Here is an 18237-nt window from a genome sequence, read left to right as displayed (position 1 = left end):
CTTAACCCCTCGCCGCAACCGATATACGATCGATGCCCGCAGCTTTAACCTGGTCCATAACCTTGACTACGACACCATGTTTGGCTTTGATGTCAGCCTGGATAAATACATAATCCGTAGGCTGTTCCGTAAGCAATCGTTCTAACGTAGCTCTGACCGAGTCCACAGCGACTTCACTTTTATTCATCCAAACAGTTCCATCCTCTGTAACAGCGATGAAAATATTTGCATTTTTGTGAAGAAACGCCTGGCTCGCCTCAGGCTTATTTACTTCTATGCCTGCTTCTTTAACGAAAACAGTAGTAACAATGAAGAAGATAAGCATGATAAACACGATGTCGAGCATCGGCGTCATGTCAATCGCAGCTTCTTCCTCTTCTGTTCTGACTTTTCGAGCCATAATCGTTCTCTCTAGTGATGTGGCAGGCTATCAACTAAGCCTTCTTTTGCCAACTTCGCTTTTGCTTCGAGACGAGAACTGATGAATAGTCCGGACAATGCCGCAACCATACCCGCCATTGTCGGGATTGTTGCCATTGAGATACCAGATGCCATCAAACGTGCATTACTGGTTCCCTGCGTTGCCATAGTCTCGAATACGCTAATCATACCTGTCACTGTTCCCAGCAGACCAATTAATGGACACATTGCCACTAATGTACGGATAATTAGCATCCTCGCGTTCAGATCATCTGACGCTTGAGAAATCCATGCCTCACGGATTCTATGCGCATACCAGGAGGTAGTATCACTACGAGCATCCCATTTTGCGATGATGTCTTTCTTCACCGTCGGAAATACTGAAGTGATATACCAGTAGCGCTCAATCATAAGTACCCACATGAGAAAGAGCGCGAGGGCGACGAAATAAAGTACGTCACCACCGGTAGCGATAAAATCCCTGACTGATTCCCATAATCCAATCAGGTATAACATATTACGCCTTCTCCGACTCTGAGTGAGCAGCGATGATACCCGCTGTTTGCTCGTCCAGGATGTGAACAATTGACTTGCTGCGTGAAGCTACAATGCTGTGAGTAAGGATCAGAGGCAGAGCCGCGATAATACCCTGAGCAGTAGTTACAAGTGCCATTGAAATACTTCCCGCCATCATTTTCGGGTCACCTGTACCAAACAGAGTAATTGTTTGGAAGGTTTCGATCATACCGATAACTGTACCTAACAGACCCAACAGAGGTGCGATTGCAGCGAAAATCTTGATAACGTTAATACCGCTTTCGATAGTCGGTAATTCTTTCAGGATGGCTTCATCCAGTTTCAGTTCAAGGCTTTCTGCATCAACAGTTTTGTTTTCTTTGTAAACTGTCAGGATACGGCCCAGTGGGTTGCTGGTAGAAGGATTACTTGGATTCTTCTGTTGCGACTTAATTTTCGCACCAACTGCACCCAACTGAATCATTTTGAATACGCCGATTAACAGACCAATCGCCAGCATACCAGTGATTACATAACCTACTACACCACCTGCATGGTAACGCTCAGCCATGGTCGCCTTTTGCTTAAGCAAACCAAGGATTGCGCCTTGAGACGGGTCAGCATAGAAAGATACCAAACCTGAATTTGCATCTGTCAGGTCCTGAGCAGACGCAACATAGTGACTGTCTGGTTGACGGCCCAGAGGTTGTACAACTTTATTTTCAACGTCATACGTTAAGTAACCTTGATCACCGATCAAGTTAAAGGTACCGACACGAACAACTTCCTGTTCAGATGAACCACCTTCAAGGCTAACAACTTCAGTGTTAAAACGAACAACTTCGCCAGACTGAGTCATTTCAGTTTGCAGTGCAAACCACAGGTCTTCCAATTCGTTAATGCTAGGCAGACCGCTTGCTTCTTCAGACATTTTAGCCAGGAAAGCATCGCGGCCAGGATACTGTGCACTTACGATTGAAGTAGAAACACGGCCATAAGCTTCAGAGGATGCCTGACGAACAACACCGAACATTTCACCCAGCGTACCAGTTGCCTGGTCCAGCTCAGCAGCCTTTTCGTTCAACGTTGTTTCGTTGTCAGAGAATTGCTTTGCTAAACGATCGCCACGATTCTGCTCGGCAGTCAGGTCAGATTGGGCTTTTTTCAGCAATGCTTGCTTGTCAGCACGTGCAGATTGGAACTCTGCTTCACGCTGCTGGTTAATACGAGCTTCAGAGACACGGTTTTGCTTAACCTGCTCCAGTAGGTCCTGCAGACTCACTGCTTCTTGTGCCTGCGCACCGGAAGCTACCACTGCTAATGTTGCAGCGGCTACAAGAGATTTGAATACTGGTTTCATTAATGCTTACTCCGCTGCTTTAATTGGTAACTTGATCAGGGCTGGTGGGATTACACCGTTAGCCATCTTCACAGCATCAATGGTCGATGACATAAATTCATCACCCAATACTTCCCAAGCACGTGCGTCGTTGTTCCATACCCAGGCGTGAGTCTGGTCAAGAGACAGTGCTAAGAACGCTGTACGACCTAAGTTGAAGAAATCAACAGTCTGTTCTGAGCCATCAGCTTCAATTGTGCCCTGATAAGAAGACATTTTTGAGCCGTACTCAACTTCTACCAGATAGGCTTCGATTACCTGACGGAACTGCTCAGAAACCGTTACATTAGAGTTAGCCATCAGATCACGAAGACGTTGAACACGCTCACGACGTTCTTCAATATGAATTGGTTTATCCAATTCTATGAATTTTTCCAAGCTATCGATCATGCGGAACATTAATGGAACGATGCCTTGCTTAGTCGCTTCGATACCATCGATTTGACGTTGCAATGAATCGATACCACGTTGCTGATCAGCAACCAGGCTAGCGATGTAGTCATTATAGATTTTCAGGTTTTCTGTTTGATCTACAACTTGACGGTATTCAACAAGTAGTTCTTGAGACTGTTCGAACAGCGTGTTGATTTTTTCTTGAGATTTCGCTGCAGCAGCCTGAATCTTCGCGTCTTCTTTTTGAAGATCGGATAGCTCCACTGCAGAGACAGCTGCACTACCAGTTAGTGCGAAAGCACCGATCACAGTAGAAGCAATAAGAGTTCTCTTGCTCATCTTGGACATAGTTCCCAACCAAATTTCTTATTTGAATCCTCGCGCGATACATAAAATTATGTTCGAGCCAGGGGCGTAAAAACTTTATCAATGTTTTTAAGGAAGGTAGTGATTGTCGTAAAACGCCAACACTACGAACTCTAATACTCACACGGATTAATAGAATGAGTCAAGTAACACAGTCTTAACACCGCATTTTAAAATGACTGAACGATTACTGAATAACCAATTTTGCAATGGTCTTACCAGAATAACTTGTGAAAACCGGCATATTTTGCCCTACTTTATAGATAAAAAGGCGTAAAATTGCGATAAATGTTGTCGGATATCGCTTTTTCCTTAATGCAGCACCCCCGATCAAAATACCCGTGTTTAAGGCGTTTCAGGATTTGACGTTAATAAAACGTTATTCAGTTATTGTAACTTTGCTCTGTTTTCCTACTTTTCTGGAGAAAGAGGCCGTTTAGAGCAGTTTTTTTGCTTTAACTCCGGCATTTTTTCTCAAGTGTTACAAATAAGCTACAAGCAAACTTCGGTTATTCATGGCCAATTATCAACCACTCACCGCACATAAATAGCAGGTTTACCAATTCGGATTCCCGTGGAAAAATGTTACCCTGCTTAATGCATTTACCCGCATTCATTGAGAGTGCGCTTCAGTAAAAGAGAACCCGATGAATATAGCTGTACTTCTTTCCAGTTTCCGTCAATTGCTTGATAAGCAACAATTTGATGAAGCACGGCGTATGGTAGATGAGCAGCACTCTCTTGCAGAACGTGAAAAGCTTCCCTTTTATTTTGAACTGGCAAAAGCACAACCGGGCTCCGTTTTTTCAATACGTTTCTATGAACAACAATCTGAGCGTGAAAATGACAATCCTCTGTGGAGCGAAAAACTGGCTGAAACCTATGCTTCCAATAACGAGATTTTTAAGGCCGTTGAACTGCTGGAAACTTTCAATCAACGCCATCCCGATAACCATAATATTTTGTTTAATATTGCGTGGTATGCAGAAGGCTGCGGGGATTACGGGAAAGCCATTCGCTTCTACAAACTGTGTCTTGAAAAAAATATTGAGCAACCGGAAGAAGTGCATCTTAAGCTCGCGGTTATCTATACAGACCATTACCTTGATAAACTCACGGCACTCAAACATTACCGTAAGGCGCTGTCTTTATCCCCCGGTTACAAAGCGGGGTTATTTGACTACGGTGGATATTTACAGAAAACCGGAGACTATCCTGCAGCAAAACGTGCGTTTGAGTCGTTGCTTTCAACTCAGGAATATAAAAAGCGTGCTCTTGCCAGATTAGTTGAATTTCCGGGCGATCATCAGTCTGCGGATATTACCCGGCTCGCAAGTCAGGTATCTTCGCATTTTGTGTCTCCGGGCGCATTTAAAGATAACGATGACGTTGATCTTGTTTATGCAGTTGCCCGCTGGTTTGACAGCAGACATGATTTCGACACAGCATCCCAGTTAATAGTACAAGCCAACAATGCCGACCTCGTTCAGTTACATTTGAATATTCAGTCTATAAAAGATTGTCACCGGAAACGGTTGTCTGACATACGGGCCTGGCACAAAATCTATTGCAAGATTCCGCAGAACCCTGTCTCAGAATCAGATGATGTGTCGCCTGTGTTTATTTGCGGCCCTTTCAGGAGTGGCTCAACACTCCTCGAAAAACAACTGTCAGCTCACCCTTTTCTCTGTTCAGGTGGAGAGATTGATCATTTCTTCAAATTCGCTCCCCTGATATGCGGAGGATTTCCACCTGCTGCTGAAATAACATCTGAATCTATTGACCGGATCAGACGAACCTACCTTGAGCGGCTCGATGCTTTACGAACAACCGGTGATGCTACCGTGCTTGATAAACGACCGGACAATTTTGAAAAAATCGGATTTATTAAAACCCTCTTTCCCCGCGCGCGGTTTATATGTACCGGGCGCAATCATAAAGACATTGCGACATCTTTATTGTTTAACCGTTTTGGTCCCGCAATGTCTTATTCATTGACTACAGAAACTGCGCTGGACTACCTCGACCGTCAACAGTCATTACTGTCTTACTGGCAAACACACTATGAAGAGGACATATTGACTGTGTCTTACGAAGACCTGGTTGCAAATCAGGCGGACACCGTTGATACCGTGCTCAAATGGCTTGGTCTTGACCCCGCTGCCCGCAACAGCGGGTCAGATGATAACGGGATTATTACCACGGCTTCTATGGAACAAGTCCGTCAGCCCCTTCATAACCGGTCCGTCGGACGCTGGAACCATTACAGCGAACTATTCGGCAACTAACCGTAAACCGGCTCTATATCAAAAATCACGGTTAACCGTGAAGCCCCCTGCTCTGCTTCTTCCACCTTAAACGGATTAGTGCCGTGCCAGAAATACGCAGGGAACAACATCAGATGGCCCGGCACCGGCGGGTACATGGCATCAGGCGCAACATCCGGCACAATGTCTGAGACACCGAATTTGATCCAGCCCGCTTTTTCTTCCATAACATGGCTATTTAATAATGACGATGGCACATCGACATACAGGCAACCTGAAAGCCAGCCTACCGGATGGACATGGTTGGTATGAAAGCCTTCACCCCGTAATCTTACTGACCAGCTTCCCGAACAACAAAAGCCGGAGCCTTTTCGTTTTAAAAACGGATGATTGGGATCATTTGGCAAGGATTTGAGATACTGATCAACAGCCCTTTCGAGAACCTGTCTGAGGTTGAGGACGAGTGGATCAGTTAACGAGAACAAATTGCCGGTTGTTTGTGACCCGCCATTAACACTCTGATCCAGAGGGTCATACTGATTGCTGTGTAACTGTTTGAGAAACCCGGTGAGTTGATGCCAGGCATCCTCTGATTGTACAAGCTGTTCGAAATCGCTTTTAACCGGTATGCACTTCACAAACTCGTGCTGATTGACCAGCCAGTTGCGGTGTTGTGCTTTATTCTGCTGCCAGCAAACACTGAGGTACCCCAATACTTCCTGATCAAATGGCGCAATATTGGCTGCCTTCATCAAAAACGACTCTGCAGCGGGAAAATCCCCTCTTCGCATGAGATAAAAAGACTTATCAATAAAGAGTCGCTTGTCAGGACCGCTGCCATTGATACAAATATCCAGTAATTGCTCGGCTTCAGCATACTTCTCCAGCCGGCAAGCAACCACAGATTTCAAATAACTCAGCCTGAGTTGCGAGGGATAGCGCTGGCTCAGAGATGCCAGGTATTTACCGGCTTCACTGAATGATTTGATGGTAATGAGTATTTCTGCTTTAAGAAAAGCCAGCGGTAGTACCTGCACACTATTTTGATTGAGACGGGCAATGTGCTCATCCAGTACCTCAAAAATATTCCCGTCAGGGTCGATGGTGCGTAATGTCTCTGCCAGCATCTTGTGCAAGGCAATACTTTGAGGATGACATTTCAATCCCTGATGCAGAACCTCTGTTGCTTTTGCGTTCTGTTGTTGATGGAGGTAACCGTGTGCGAGCTCCAGAAAGTAATGCTCTGAAGTCCCTGATTTTGCTTCTAACGCTTCGAAAGAGGGGGACGGGTGATTAGCCAGACGATGATAGAAAGCACTGGTAATCAAAAACAGTTCATCATGTTGAAATTTAACTGTAGCCGTTTTCAGATGCTTCAAAAGGTGCTCAGCCATGCCTGCTTCATGAAGCAACTGGCAATACAGTAATGCCAGGTTCAGAGACATGACCGCGAGATTATACTGCTGATACTGACTGATAGCTGTGTGTATTTTTTTTAGCTTTTTCAGAACAAAAAGAAAGTTATAGATCTCATTACATTTAATGAGCGCCGGGACCCCGATTATAAGGTAGCTTTTCTCTGCGTCAGCATACCTGTGGGTGTATAAACATATTCTGGCGCGAAACAATGTTGTATCAGTTGATGGCCCGAATGCCCGCTCGAGTTCATTTATAGCATGAAGCGCTTTGTCGTAGTGCTGCTGCTGCATCAGCAACTGAATTTCCTTCAGACCGCGATTGAGTGTTTCCACGTAACTACCTGCTTATATTTATTATTTTATTTTCCGGATTCTTCAACCTCTCTATTTTTGTAACAGCGGGACACACAAATCAAGTACTTTAAGCAAGTCAATTGCGACCAATAACACTTTTTTAACGATATAAAAACAAAAAAGCCCCGACTAAGTCGGGGCTTATACAAAGATAAACTTTATCTTAGTAGCGAACAGTTACGCTAGCGTGCAGGAAACGACCCAGTGTGTCGTAGAAACCAGCAACTGCGTTACCGTTGGAAGAGATTGTTCCGCCTACGAGAGGTGGCTCTTTATCCAGAACGTTGTTCACACCAATCAGTACACCAACGTGGTCATTCACATCAAAAGTACCTTTCAGATCAAGGTAGCTTTGTGCAGAGATACCATCAGCAAGCAGTGTATCGGTTGTTCCGTCGTAGTCGACTTCACCGTAGTAACGCCATTTTGCCTGTACAGACCAGAAATCACCTGTGGTATAGGTCATGGTTAGCGTATGACGCCATTCAGGTTGCGCAAAACACTGTGTGCTGATTACACCGGCACAGTCATACGGGTCAGTCAGACCAGGAAGAGTATCAGTCTCTTTTGTCAGGAAGTATGAACCAACAAGGCGAGTAGTAATAGTACCTTCTCCCACTTCCAGCTCATAATTACCGTCGATATCAATACCTTCCCAGGTACGGCCTGCAAGGTTGTAACTAGCGTTCAGAACATATCCAGCTTCACCCAACCACAGAGAACCTGCACCTGAACGAACCACATTGTCACAGAATTGAGCTGAACCAGTTTCAGCACACTGACGAACAGTTAACTCTGAGCCATATTCATCGATAACGTCTTCCATTTCGATTAACCAATAATCGATTGAGAAGTTAAGATTTTCAATTGGGTTAGCAACTACGCCTAAACCATAAGTATCAGCAATCTCAGGCTTTAATTCAATGTTACCACCAGTCAAGCTGTTATATTGGCTTGCCGGGCTAGCTACGATGTTTCCATATTGCTCTGCACTTACACCAGTATTCGCACACTGCTCAGCAGTATACTCAGGAGTCGCGCCGGAACATGGATCTTCACCGGACCATAGTCCAAGACCTAGAGGAGTGAAAAGATCACCCACGTTAGGTGCGCGAACCGCACGGTTGTAGTTAGCACGAATCATCCAGTCTTCGGCCACCTGGAACTCACCGGCAATTTTGTAAGTACTAGTGCTACCCTGTATGTCGTAGTCAGAATAGCGATAGCCTAAGTCAAGAGTAAGGGACTCAAGAACCGGAACACTTAACTCGGTGAACACCTCTTTCACGCTGTAAGAACCGGTAATACTAGGCGTTGGACCACCCTGACCAGCTAACGCACCAGTCGCAAATACTTCATCAGCAATACGAACGAACTCTTCTTTACGATATTCACCACCGAATACAGCCGCAATAGGCGCATCAGCACTTGGTAAAGTGTAATCAAATTCACCACTAATATAACCGTTTACGATTGTTTCAGCAGTTTCACCGTTTAATACACCAGTACCAACCATTGCATCCGCCGCTTCAGCTGTTACGCCTTGGTAGGTGAATACGTTGTAAGGTGTACAGTCTTCGTTAGTGGCACAATCTGAACCAATCAGACCATCATCAGTTAACTCTAAAGCGTTGATAGCTTCACCGATTCTCGCAGTCACAAAATCGTTTAAATATGCTGCAGATGAAGAAGTAGTTCCGTACTGTACTGAGAAATCGTATTCCCACATATCGTTTACAGCACCACGGGTACCGACAACCATGCGTAACGAATTATGCTCAAGATTTGAAGAACGGGGACTACCTTCAGTATTACGCTTACCAATGTAAGTTGCAAACTGGTCACCACTGGTTAAGCCCAGCTCAGACGTCAGGAAAGCGCGCTGAGAATCATTAATGTACTCACTGTCATAATCCAGCAGATAAGTTTCAGCGAAGAAAGTACCGGATTCTGCGATTTGCGCACGTGTTACGTCACGCATGAACATGGTTTCCATGTACGGATTGAAGTGCTCGTTAACTTCATAGTTTACGAACGCACCGATGCTGTAACGCTCATCCGGACGCATAAAGTGGTTAGGTGGCGCGTAGTTATATACGTTTCCTACTGAGTCAATGAAATTACTATCAGTGTCTAATGTGTAATAACCATAATTGCTCCAGTCAAACGAATCATTTAAAACTGGGTCTACAAACCAATCCGGATTAATTGATGAGATGTAGAAGTTTGGATTTACAGCGTTTCCGGAACCACCACAAGCAGTACCAGAGTTGTTCAGCGCACATGACGAATAATCACGAGCTGATTGACGAAGCTGGTTGTCACGACGGTATGTTGCATAAGCAACAGCGTGGCCTTTACCACCGTCGAAACTACCACCAATTGCGAGGTCGTAGTTGAAAGACGTGCCGTCAATACCAGAACTTCCTGTAGGATACTCGAAATCGCGCTGATCCATCAGTCCCTGGATGTAGGCGTTGTCGTTGTCGTGCTGATAACCTTGCGCACCGGCAGTGAATTCAAAACCTTCGAAATCAGTGTCCATCACGAAGTTAACAACACCCGCTACCGCGTCAGCACCGTAAGTGGTTGAAGCACCGCCGGTCAGTACTTCAACGCGCTTAACCAGACCAGCAGGAATCTGGTTGATGTCAGCAGACTGTGAGTAAACACCGCCCGGCTGCAAACGGCGACCGTTTACCAGTACCAGTGTACGTTCTGGACCAAGACCTCGAAGGTCAACTGACGCGGTACCTGAAGCGCCGTTCGCACGGAACGAAGTTTGACCAGCTTCGATTTGTGGCAAGCTGTTCAGAAGATCTTCAACACGGGTAAAACCAGACAGTTTAATTTCAACGTCTGATGTAATTTGCACCGGGCTGGAAGATTCGATGTCTGTACGACGAATACGAGAACCAGTTACCTGGATTTTCTCAACTTTTTCACCATCTGCCGTGGCTTCCTCTTGCGCGAATGCGCCATTGCTGGTCATTGAGGCAGCAGTTACTGCGCCGAAGGCACAAGCAAGCTTCACTGACTTCGCCAGTCTTGTATTTTCAAACATGTATTGTCTCCCTGGACCACTAAATAATTAGTGTGTGTGTTATTAAATCGTTTTTTCACGACTTATTATTAAAAGGTATAACACCTCAGCGATGATAATAACCACATACTTATCAGACGGTCAACTTACTTTGCGGGGGTCAGTTCCAAAAGTTCAAATTTTTTTTGAATTTTTACATTATTAGGAAATCAATCATCTTTAAGGACAGTAAAGCCGCTCTTAATGAAATAAAAACACTAAAAAATACAACTACGTAAAACATTCATCCTTGTAAAAGCAAAATTTGGAAATATTCTTCATTTCAGCGTTAAACAGAAGTCACGATCAAGTAACATTTTGATAACTTAATGCGACATATTTGATCATACCGTAAATTTATCTATACAAAAAAAGCAGCAAGCGCGCAGTTAATACGAATCAATGCTATTCGCTTAAATAAAAGCCACAGTACTTACGGATATTTTCCGGCAATGGAGGGAGCACTGCCTTAGGTAATAAAAAAGACGCCATGTTGAAAAAATCAGTAAAAATGCGATTCGACTCCGTAGTCCGCTTGAGATAATGGTGTCCGGACGAACCTCCGGTTCCTATTTTGCTGCCAATCATACGCTGAACCATCATTGCATGGCGGTATCGCCATATCGTCAGCTTCTCATCAATTTCCGTTAATGCGGTAATCACCTGGAACGGAAGATTAAATATAGGTTCCTGAGAATATTGCTTGATGAACAAGGCAGCCAGCATGCCGTCATGGCTAAGTCTGAATGTCCCCTTCTCTCTTAGTGCATTATATTTTTTATTGTCGAACAGCGCGGCGAAATTATCTCTTGTTGTTTGCCAGTCATGTAATTCCTGACGCCGTGATGCTTCATCGGGTGCTGTCGATTCAATGGTGGCTTTGTCTTGCAGTAACAGCGCTTCTGCAGTTTCCTGATAATGCTGCCAGAAGGTGAATTCATCTTTTTTGAGCAGCGGTAGCCTGCTTAGCCAGCGGTCAATCAGCTCAAACAGACTGTCCTTTGACTCCAGCGCTTCAAGCAACGCACGATCCTGATCTGTCAGACGGTTATAAAAGCTCTGTTTATCGAAGTCGATTCTGAACTCTCTCTTTAATCCAAGAGATATTTCCAGACGTTTGAACTGAATACTCTGAAAACCTGACGCAGGCACGAGGTAATCACGGAAAGACATGAAATCCTGTGGCGTCATGGTCTCCATTACTGAGATCTGATCATTCATCAGTTGCTGAATTTGAATTATACGGTGCAGACGGTGAACCACTTCGATAAGTTGTTCATCTTTTACCTTGTCCTGAGAGAAGGTATCTATGACCGCATTTAATTCATGCAGTACCTGTTTAAACCACAGTTCATAAACCTGATGGACAATGATGAATAGCATTTCATCGTGGGCCGCAGCATCATACTTTTCACTTTGCAGGCCCTGTGCGCCTAAAATTTTATCCAGTTGCAAATAATCGCCGTAATAAACCGGCGTGGTATTCCTTTTCATATTCCTGCCTTATTGGTAATGAGATTTCGACTGTCGTGAACATCAAACTGATAGCTGCACCACTAAACATGCTGATGTGGCGGATAATTCTCGACATTTAGACGAAACAAACTATAAACAGTAGAGGGAACTGTGCGCCAGACTCAGGGCATTTTTGTGCTGGCAGAACAGGTTTACACCCTGTTAAGGTAAGCATGGCAACATGGGTAAGTTTAGTAATTACCGGTAAAAAGGAAAAATTATGAAGTTAGATGATGATATCCATAACTATTATGAGCACCTTGTTTTGCAGCGGCTTAGCGAACTGGAGCTTGATAAAACTAAATCATCAGACTATCTGGCAGATATTTGCTGCCTTGCGCTGAATCAGGTACCGCCACGGTATATCCGCTTTGAAGTTGATATGGCGTTTTATCTTCCTCAGAGTGAAAGACAACAAATGGAAATGAATGTGGAACACGCCGTGGACAAGGCGATAAAATATCTGGACCAGGCAAAATCGAAACGAACAGATGAGTGAGGAGATTGGGTGGCGGGCCCCAGCCACATCCCGGCACATGAGTCGTCTGCTGCGGCTGCTCCCTTCCGGGCCTGACCGGGTTCACAGAGTATCATTGCGAGAGGACCAGGGCCCACCATTGAACTTTGCGTGCTCCTGAAAACGGATATTATGCCGTAACGGCGGTCCTCAGGAGCGGCGCATTATGACGATTTGAAGACGAAGTTTCAAGCCTTGTGATTAAATCGTTCTTCAGCGATAACATTTGCCACAATATTGGTGGCTTTTTCATCAGAATCAGCACGTTGATAGATTTCTTTCAGCGTCAGGCCAATCTGCTCAATATGCTCACGCATAGCTTCACTGGATGACTCCATACGCTGGTGATAAATATCAATCACACCACCGGCATTGATCACATAGTCAGGCGCATAAACAATGCCCTTTTGACGCAGAACTTCCCCCATAGATTCTCTGGCAAGCTGATTGTTCGCAGCACCGGCAATCACCTTGGCCTTTATCTCAGGCACCGTTTCATCATTAATGGATGCGCCGAGCGCACAGGGTGCAATCACATCCACGTCCAGTCCGTATAGTTCTTCCGGCTTCACCGCCGTCGCACCTAATTCAGAGACAGCCCGTTCTATGCCTTCCGGGAAAATATCGGTGACAAACAATTCAGCGCCGTGGGCATGAAGATGTTGCGCCAAACGATAACCCACGTGGCCAACACCCTGAATGGCCACCCGCACCCCTTTCAAATCTGATTTCAGCGCATATTCGACTGTTGCTTTCAAGCCGGTGAAGACACCATAGGCTGTTGAAGGAGCAGGATTGCCGTCAGGCTGCTCATTATTGTAATGATACTTAGCACTTACACCGGTGATGTATTCCGACTGCGTTGCCATGGTTTTCAAATCAGTCACTGCAATGCCGGAATCTTCAGCAGTGAAATACTTGCCGCCCAGAGAATCTACAAATCTTCCCATAGCCAGCATCATTTCTTCAGACTTGTGCTTACGGGGATCGCCGATAATCACTGACTTCCCGCCCCCCAGCTTCAGGTTGGCCATGGCAGACTTGTAGGTCATGCCTTTTGAAAGCCGGAGAACATCTGTCAGCGCTTCATGACTGTTGATATACGGCCACATTCTGCAACCGCCTAATGCCGGACCGAGATTCGTATTATGCACTGCAATAATCGCTTTTAAGCCCGAAGCTTCATCGTGGAAAAATGCCACATGTTCGTGACTGTCAAACTCTGGATGTTCAAAAACTGACATGGATTTTCTTCTTCTGATCGTGACTGATAACCCGGCTATCTTATCCGAACATCACGAGGACAGATTTTGCATTAATTTCAAGCTATGTTTACAAGAGGAAATATGGTTATTCACAAGAACTATAGACTAGGATATATATCCTAGTATTATGTGAGTGTTATAATAATTATCATACACCTGACGAGATGCCTGATTAATGAAATTAGATAAATTTGACCGCGAAATTCTTCGCGTGCTTCAACAGGATGCCACTGTCTCCATGGCCGACTTGAGTCAAAAGGTCGGATTGTCACATACGCCGTGCTGGCGCCGTGTTAAACGCATGGAATCAGAAGGAATTATTCTTCGTAAAGTGACGCTGCTGAACAGCAAAAAGCTGAATCTCGGCGTATCGGTTTTCATTTTCGTGACGTTGAAAAACCACGACGGAGATTCACTCACCGATTTCGAAGCGGCGGTACAGTCAATCGATGAAATCGTAGAATGTCATACCACCAGCGGAGAGAAGGATTATCTTCTTAAAGTGGTTGTTGAAAGTATTGAAGAGTATGAATATCTTTTGAAAACCAAGCTGACCCATCTGCCACTGGTCGATCACTTAAGCTCCACTTTTGCATTGAAGCAGGTGAAGAACACCACAGAGTTACCAATAAAAAGTCAGTAAGCGGTTATCAGAAACGAAAAAGCCCGTTGATACATGGCAGTATCAACGGGCTTTTTGTTTTTTATGTCATGGTTATTCAGGACAGTCCGGCTGATTCTCCGGTCTCGCTTTTTCAAACGCATCCAGCGCCAGACAGTTATCAACAATTTTGGAAATGAGCGGAAACGGTGTCATGTCCAGTTTAAACCGCTTAGCAATGTATACCTGCGGCACCAGGCAAACGTCAGCCATGGTGACATTAAAATCAAAGCAGTACTTTCCGGCTTGTGTCTGCAAACGACGTTCAATCGCCTGGAATCCTTTTTCTGACCACTTGCGCACCCATGCGGCAATGTCTTCATCATCCGCATTGAAATCATTCCGCAATGCATTGAGCACCCGTAAGTTTCCTAACGGCTGCATCTCCATGGCGATATCGTGGGCCAGTCCGCGAACCCGAGCTCTTTCAAGCGCGTGCTCGGGGATCAGACGGCATGTTTCTGGATACTTTTCATCCAGATATTCGATGATACTGAGAGACTGATTGAGTACGAAATCTTCGTCGTCATCCACCAGTGCAGGTACCAGTTGCGCCGGATTCAGACGCTTAAACACCTCATGAGTTTGTTCACCGCCTTCTTTTACCAGGTGAACCGGTACATATTCGTAATCCAACCCCTTCAGGTTCATTGCAATGCGCACCCGGTAGGTTGCCGAAGAACGCCAGTAACCATAAAGTTTCAGACTCATGTTTCGCCCTTTTTTGCTTGCCACTTCTTGTTAGCTGAGTGGTTTAATCTGTTGTTCGATCGCGCCGAAGATACTGTGTCCCTGCTCATCCAGCATCTCTATGCGGATCCTGTCGCCAAACTGCATAAAGGGAGTGGATGGCTTGCCGTCACGGATGGTTTCAATCATCCTGATTTCGGCAATACAGGAATAACCCACACCACCTTCTTTCACAGCGCTGCCATGGTCCGTACCCTGTTTATTCGATACGGTACCTGAGCCAATAATAGCTCCTGCTCCCAGATTACGCGATTTCGCGGCATGCGCAACCAGTTGCGCGAAGTTAAATGTCATGTCGGTGCCCGCATGGGGCATGCCGAATAACTCTCCGTTATAGGTTGAGCGTAATGGCAGGCAAACCTGTGCCTGGTTCCATGCACTACCCAGTTCGTCAGGTGTTACCGCCACCGGTGAAAAACTGCTGGCAGGCTTAGACTGAAAGAATCCGAATCCCTTAGCCAGTTCGCCGGGAATAAGCCCCCTGAGTGACACATCATTCACCAGCATAATCAACCTGATGCGTTCAGCCGCGACAGTTTCACAACATGCCATTGGCACATCGTCGGTGACAACCGCCACCTCCCCTTCAAAATCTATACCCCAGTCATCACTGGGTAGAATAACGTCATCCCGGGGGCCGGTGAAGTCATCAGACCCGCCCTGATACATCAGCGGATCTGTCCAGAAGCTCTCTGGCATCTCTGCACCGCGGGCTTTACGCACCAGTTCCACATGATTCACATAGGCACTGCCGTCAGCCCACTGATAAGCACGTGGCAGAGGCGACTTACAGCGCTCTTCTTTGAACGCCTCACTTTCAATTAATCCATCATTTAATTGCTCATATCGTGACTGCAATGCGCCGGCAACCTGCGCCCAGTTGTCCAGAGCGTGTTGCAACGTCAGTGCAATATCCGGTACCGCAACAGTACGGGTCAAATCCCGTGAAACCAGCATTAGTTGCCCGTCACGGCTGCCGTTTTTATAGGTCGCAAATTTCATTGTTCATTCTCCTTCACCGGTGTCTTCCAGCTATTCACATACTCCGGATTTTCTGTCGCCAGCGCGGCATCCCCCATCTCAAGCGCGTCACGGGTATCCAGCATCACGGCGACTTCATCAGTAAATGTCTTCTTATGGGCACGACCGGCTGCAAAGGCTTTTGGATGGGGGCCGTGAGTGAACCCCGCCGGATGAAAAGTCACCATGCCTTTTTCAATGTTGTCACGGCTGAAAAAGTCACCTTCGTGGTAGAACAGTACTTCATCATAATCGTCGTTATTGTGATAAAACGGCACCTTTAAAGCGCCGGGGTCACTTTCTATTGGCCGTGGTACAAACGTACAGACAACAAAACGCGGAGCTACAAAAGTGGTATGGGCTGACGGTGGTAAATGATAACGGTGACTCATTAAAGGTCTTATATCCCGCCAGTTCAGCTTAACCACACACACTTCACCATGCCAGCCAATGGCATCGAGAGGATTAAACGGATAAGTGATCACCGACACCTTGTTGCCCCGTTTCACCTCTACCTGCCAGTTATTCTCGTCTTGCTGGCCGATAAACCTGTCATTGATTTGCGGTATTTCCAGCACGGCGGGGTCGAAAATCGCCTGACCTCCCAGCATGCCTTTGTCCGGCAACTGATACGCTTCGTTAGTCGCTTCAATCATTAACATGGTCATGGGCTTTGCCGGCTCCAGCCGCCATAGCGAGGAGCGGGGAATAAGCACGTAATCACCGGCGGTTACCGGCAGATGTCCGTAATCACAAAACAGTTCACCTTCACCTTCATGAATGAACAATAAGTCGTCACCGTCAGCATTACGGGCCAGGCGCGGCATGGCAGTATGGCAATGCCATAAGCGGTATTTACAGTGAGCATTGCCGAGGATCATAGGAGCGGAAAAGGGCCCGAGCTCTGCATCACGGGGCAACTTATTCAGGTCGAAGGCGCGGGGTCGTAAATCCCCCTCCCAGTCAATCCAACCGGTCGGCGCATGTTTATGATGTAAATGACTCGCAGGGCCAAAAAAGCCACTGCGACCAATTTCACGTTCATAAATGCCCTCTTCCGGAAAATCGGCGTGTGCCTGCTTCGAGTGCGTCCCCTGCGCAGCCGGAAACCGGATCCAGTTACGCATTTTCTTTCTCGTCCTGCGCCTGGCCATCTAAAACGCCACGGCGGATCTGGTCGAGTTCTATGGACTCAAATAACGCTTTGAAATTCCCCTCACCGAAACCTTCGTTACCTTTGCGCTGGATAATTTCAAAAAATACAGGGCCAATGACTGTATCGGTAAAGATTTGCAGCAGGATGCCATCTTTCATTGGTGCACCATCGATTAAAATGCGCAATGCTTTGAGCATATTCAAATCTTCACCATGCCCCTGCACACGGGCATCCACGCCTTCATAGTAGGTATCCGGCGTGTCCATAAAGCGCATACCTCTGGCTTTCAAATCTCTGACGGTCTGATAGATATCGTCAGTGGCTAATGCGATATGCTGAATACCTTCTCCGTTATATTCACGGATAAACTCTTCAATCTGTGATTTATCGTCGGACGATTCATTAATAGGAATACGAATTTTACCGCAGGGAGACGTCATCGCTTTGCTCACCAGGCCGGTGAGTTTGCCTTCTATATCAAAGTAACGGATCTCGCGGAAGTTGCCGATGTTCTCGTAGAAATTGGCCCACAACGCCATGTTACCCCGGCGGACATTGTGAGTGAGATGATCGACAAAACTGAGGCCGGCTCCGGCTTTTTCCATTCTTGCCTGCCAATCGTCATAAAAGGTGAAATCTACGTCGTAAATGCTGTCATCACCGTAGCGGTCAACAAAGTAAAGCGTGCTCTCGCCGATACCATAAACGGCAGGAATATTCAGTTCCATGGGTCCCAGATTGCCCACAAATTGCTTCGCGCCGTTTGCCAGTGCGTGCTTCATTGCAATTCCTGCATCTTTAACACGGAACGCCATGCCGCAAACACTGGGGCCACGCAATTTGGCAAATTCTTCTGCCTGTGATGCCGGTTCAGCATTCACAATGAAATTGATATCCCCCTGACGATACAACCACACACGCTTGGAACGGTGGCTGGCTACCTCAGCAAAACCCAGCGATGAAAAAAGGTCTTTAAGGGCCGCAATACCTTTCTCATCAGCAGCGGTATATTCAACGAATTCGAAACCGTCTGAGCCCAGCGGGTTATAAGAGTAATCGACTTGTGACATGGTGTTTCCTCACACTTATAAAAGTTATGTGATCAATAAACACCAAATTTAACAATCAGAAAAGACAG

At 46.0% G+C, this 18237-nt stretch carries 15 protein-coding genes and 1 other RNA gene; 3 read left to right on the top strand and 13 right to left on the bottom strand.

Annotation, left to right across the window (positions count from 1 at the left end):
* Window position 1: 1 nt before the first annotated feature.
* Genes ACXAG2_RS08750 through ACXAG2_RS08735 form a run of 4 tightly spaced genes read right to left on the bottom strand, consistent with a single transcriptional unit; the run spans window position 2 to window position 3067 of the window.
* Window positions 2-400, bottom strand: coding sequence for an ExbD/TolR family protein (locus ACXAG2_RS08750; RefSeq protein ID WP_474866049.1), 399 nt, complete (start codon window positions 398-400; stop codon window positions 2-4).
* Between the two features lie 11 nt (window positions 401-411).
* Window positions 412-936, bottom strand: coding sequence for a MotA/TolQ/ExbB proton channel family protein (locus ACXAG2_RS08745; protein ID WP_474866047.1), 525 nt, complete (start codon window positions 934-936; stop codon window positions 412-414).
* 1 nt (window position 937) lies between these two features.
* Window positions 938-2296 (bottom strand): MotA/TolQ/ExbB proton channel family protein, encoded by a 1359-nt coding sequence (locus ACXAG2_RS08740; protein WP_474866045.1) that lies wholly within the window; start codon window positions 2294-2296, stop codon window positions 938-940.
* A 6-nt stretch (window positions 2297-2302) separates the two neighbouring features.
* Window positions 2303-3067 carry a DUF3450 domain-containing protein gene (locus tag ACXAG2_RS08735; RefSeq protein ID WP_474866043.1) on the bottom strand — a complete coding sequence of 255 codons (765 nt, stop codon included), beginning with the start codon at window positions 3065-3067 and terminating at the stop codon, window positions 2303-2305.
* Between the two features lie 674 nt (window positions 3068-3741).
* On the opposite strand from ACXAG2_RS08735, the gene ACXAG2_RS08730 reads away from it, so the two are divergent.
* Window positions 3742-5382: a tetratricopeptide repeat-containing sulfotransferase family protein gene (locus tag ACXAG2_RS08730; protein ID WP_474866040.1), complete on the top strand. Its 1641-nt coding sequence runs from the start codon at window positions 3742-3744 to the stop codon at window positions 5380-5382.
* Here ACXAG2_RS08730 and ACXAG2_RS08725 read toward each other — a convergent pair.
* From ACXAG2_RS08725 to ACXAG2_RS08715, 3 genes are all read right to left on the bottom strand, one after another.
* The gene (locus ACXAG2_RS08725) at window positions 5379-7112 is read right to left on the bottom strand and encodes a putative 2OG-Fe(II) oxygenase (protein WP_474866038.1); all 1734 of its coding nucleotides are present in this window, start codon (window positions 7110-7112) and stop codon (window positions 5379-5381) included. The genes ACXAG2_RS08730 and ACXAG2_RS08725 overlap by 4 nt on opposite strands.
* A 184-nt stretch (window positions 7113-7296) precedes the next feature.
* Entirely contained in the window at window positions 7297-10197 is a 2901-nt protein-coding gene (locus tag ACXAG2_RS08720; protein WP_474866036.1) for a TonB-dependent receptor domain-containing protein, read from the bottom strand.
* 423 nt (window positions 10198-10620) lie between these two features.
* On the bottom strand, window positions 10621-11709 hold the full coding sequence (locus tag ACXAG2_RS08715) for a tryptophan 2,3-dioxygenase family protein (protein ID WP_474866033.1): 1089 nt from the start codon (window positions 11707-11709) through the stop codon (window positions 10621-10623).
* A 241-nt stretch (window positions 11710-11950) separates the two neighbouring features.
* Here ACXAG2_RS08715 and ACXAG2_RS08710 point away from each other — a divergent pair, with 241 nt between their 5' ends.
* On the top strand, window positions 11951-12229 hold the full coding sequence (locus ACXAG2_RS08710; protein ID WP_119500635.1) for a late competence development ComFB family protein: 279 nt from the start codon (window positions 11951-11953) through the stop codon (window positions 12227-12229).
* A gap of 14 nt (window positions 12230-12243) precedes the next feature.
* On the opposite strand, the gene ffs is transcribed toward ACXAG2_RS08710, so the two are convergent.
* Window positions 12244-12340, bottom strand: an RNA gene (gene ffs / locus ACXAG2_RS08705) — signal recognition particle sRNA small type.
* Between the two features lie 95 nt (window positions 12341-12435).
* The gene (locus ACXAG2_RS08700) at window positions 12436-13491 is read right to left on the bottom strand and encodes a Glu/Leu/Phe/Val dehydrogenase dimerization domain-containing protein (RefSeq protein WP_474866032.1); all 1056 of its coding nucleotides are present in this window, start codon (window positions 13489-13491) and stop codon (window positions 12436-12438) included.
* Window positions 13492-13687: 196 nt separating this feature from the next.
* Between ACXAG2_RS08700 and ACXAG2_RS08695 the strand changes: the two genes are divergently transcribed.
* Window positions 13688-14155 carry an Lrp/AsnC family transcriptional regulator gene (locus ACXAG2_RS08695; protein WP_119500633.1) on the top strand — a complete coding sequence of 156 codons (468 nt, stop codon included), beginning with the start codon at window positions 13688-13690 and terminating at the stop codon, window positions 14153-14155.
* A 72-nt stretch (window positions 14156-14227) separates the two neighbouring features.
* On the opposite strand, the gene maiA is transcribed toward ACXAG2_RS08695, so the two are convergent.
* Genes maiA through hppD form a run of 4 tightly spaced genes read right to left on the bottom strand, consistent with a single transcriptional unit; the run spans window position 14228 to window position 18169 of the window.
* Entirely contained in the window at window positions 14228-14884 is a 657-nt protein-coding gene (gene maiA, locus ACXAG2_RS08690) for a maleylacetoacetate isomerase (protein ID WP_474866030.1), read from the bottom strand.
* Window positions 14885-14914: 30 nt separating this feature from the next.
* Window positions 14915-15925, bottom strand: coding sequence for a fumarylacetoacetate hydrolase family protein (locus ACXAG2_RS08685; protein ID WP_474866028.1), 1011 nt, complete (start codon window positions 15923-15925; stop codon window positions 14915-14917).
* Window positions 15922-17070: a homogentisate 1,2-dioxygenase gene (locus tag ACXAG2_RS08680; RefSeq protein ID WP_474866026.1), complete on the bottom strand. Its 1149-nt coding sequence runs from the start codon at window positions 17068-17070 to the stop codon at window positions 15922-15924. The genes ACXAG2_RS08685 and ACXAG2_RS08680 overlap by 4 nt, the downstream gene beginning before the upstream one ends.
* A complete protein-coding gene (gene hppD / locus ACXAG2_RS08675) occupies window positions 17063-18169 on the bottom strand; it encodes a 4-hydroxyphenylpyruvate dioxygenase (protein WP_474851068.1) in 1107 nt (368 codons plus the stop codon). Before hppD ends, ACXAG2_RS08680 begins: the two co-directional genes overlap by 8 nt.
* Window positions 18170-18237: the final 68 nt, after the last annotated feature.

This window comes from Alteromonas sp. ABH4_456, from assembly GCF_056160645.1.
This window is presented reverse-complemented; position numbering and strand designations above follow the sequence as displayed.

What these genes read in the sequence shown, in the direction of transcription:
- ACXAG2_RS08740 (WP_474866045.1), bottom strand. Translation starts at nt 2,296, where the DNA reads ATGAAACCAGTATTCAAATCTCTTGTAGCCGCTGCAACATTAGCAGTG.
- ACXAG2_RS08685 (WP_474866028.1), bottom strand. Translation starts at nt 15,925, where the DNA reads ATGAAATTTGCGACCTATAAAAACGGCAGCCGTGACGGGCAACTAATG.
- ACXAG2_RS08735 (WP_474866043.1), bottom strand. Translation starts at nt 3,067, where the DNA reads ATGAGCAAGAGAACTCTTATTGCTTCTACTGTGATCGGTGCTTTCGCA.
- ACXAG2_RS08720 (WP_474866036.1), bottom strand. Translation starts at nt 10,197, where the DNA reads ATGTTTGAAAATACAAGACTGGCGAAGTCAGTGAAGCTTGCTTGTGCC.
- ACXAG2_RS08745 (WP_474866047.1), bottom strand. Translation starts at nt 936, where the DNA reads ATGTTATACCTGATTGGATTATGGGAATCAGTCAGGGATTTTATCGCT.
- hppD (WP_474851068.1), bottom strand. Translation starts at nt 18,169, where the DNA reads ATGTCACAAGTCGATTACTCTTATAACCCGCTGGGCTCAGACGGTTTC.
- ACXAG2_RS08680 (WP_474866026.1), bottom strand. Translation starts at nt 17,070, where the DNA reads ATGCGTAACTGGATCCGGTTTCCGGCTGCGCAGGGGACGCACTCGAAG.
- maiA (WP_474866030.1), bottom strand. Translation starts at nt 14,884, where the DNA reads ATGAGTCTGAAACTTTATGGTTACTGGCGTTCTTCGGCAACCTACCGG.
- ACXAG2_RS08700 (WP_474866032.1), bottom strand. Translation starts at nt 13,491, where the DNA reads ATGTCAGTTTTTGAACATCCAGAGTTTGACAGTCACGAACATGTGGCA.
- ACXAG2_RS08715 (WP_474866033.1), bottom strand. Translation starts at nt 11,709, where the DNA reads ATGAAAAGGAATACCACGCCGGTTTATTACGGCGATTATTTGCAACTG.
- ACXAG2_RS08730 (WP_474866040.1), top strand. Translation starts at nt 3,742, where the DNA reads ATGAATATAGCTGTACTTCTTTCCAGTTTCCGTCAATTGCTTGATAAG.
- ACXAG2_RS08750 (WP_474866049.1), bottom strand. Translation starts at nt 400, where the DNA reads ATGGCTCGAAAAGTCAGAACAGAAGAGGAAGAAGCTGCGATTGACATG.
- ACXAG2_RS08695 (WP_119500633.1), top strand. Translation starts at nt 13,688, where the DNA reads ATGAAATTAGATAAATTTGACCGCGAAATTCTTCGCGTGCTTCAACAG.
- ACXAG2_RS08710 (WP_119500635.1), top strand. Translation starts at nt 11,951, where the DNA reads ATGAAGTTAGATGATGATATCCATAACTATTATGAGCACCTTGTTTTG.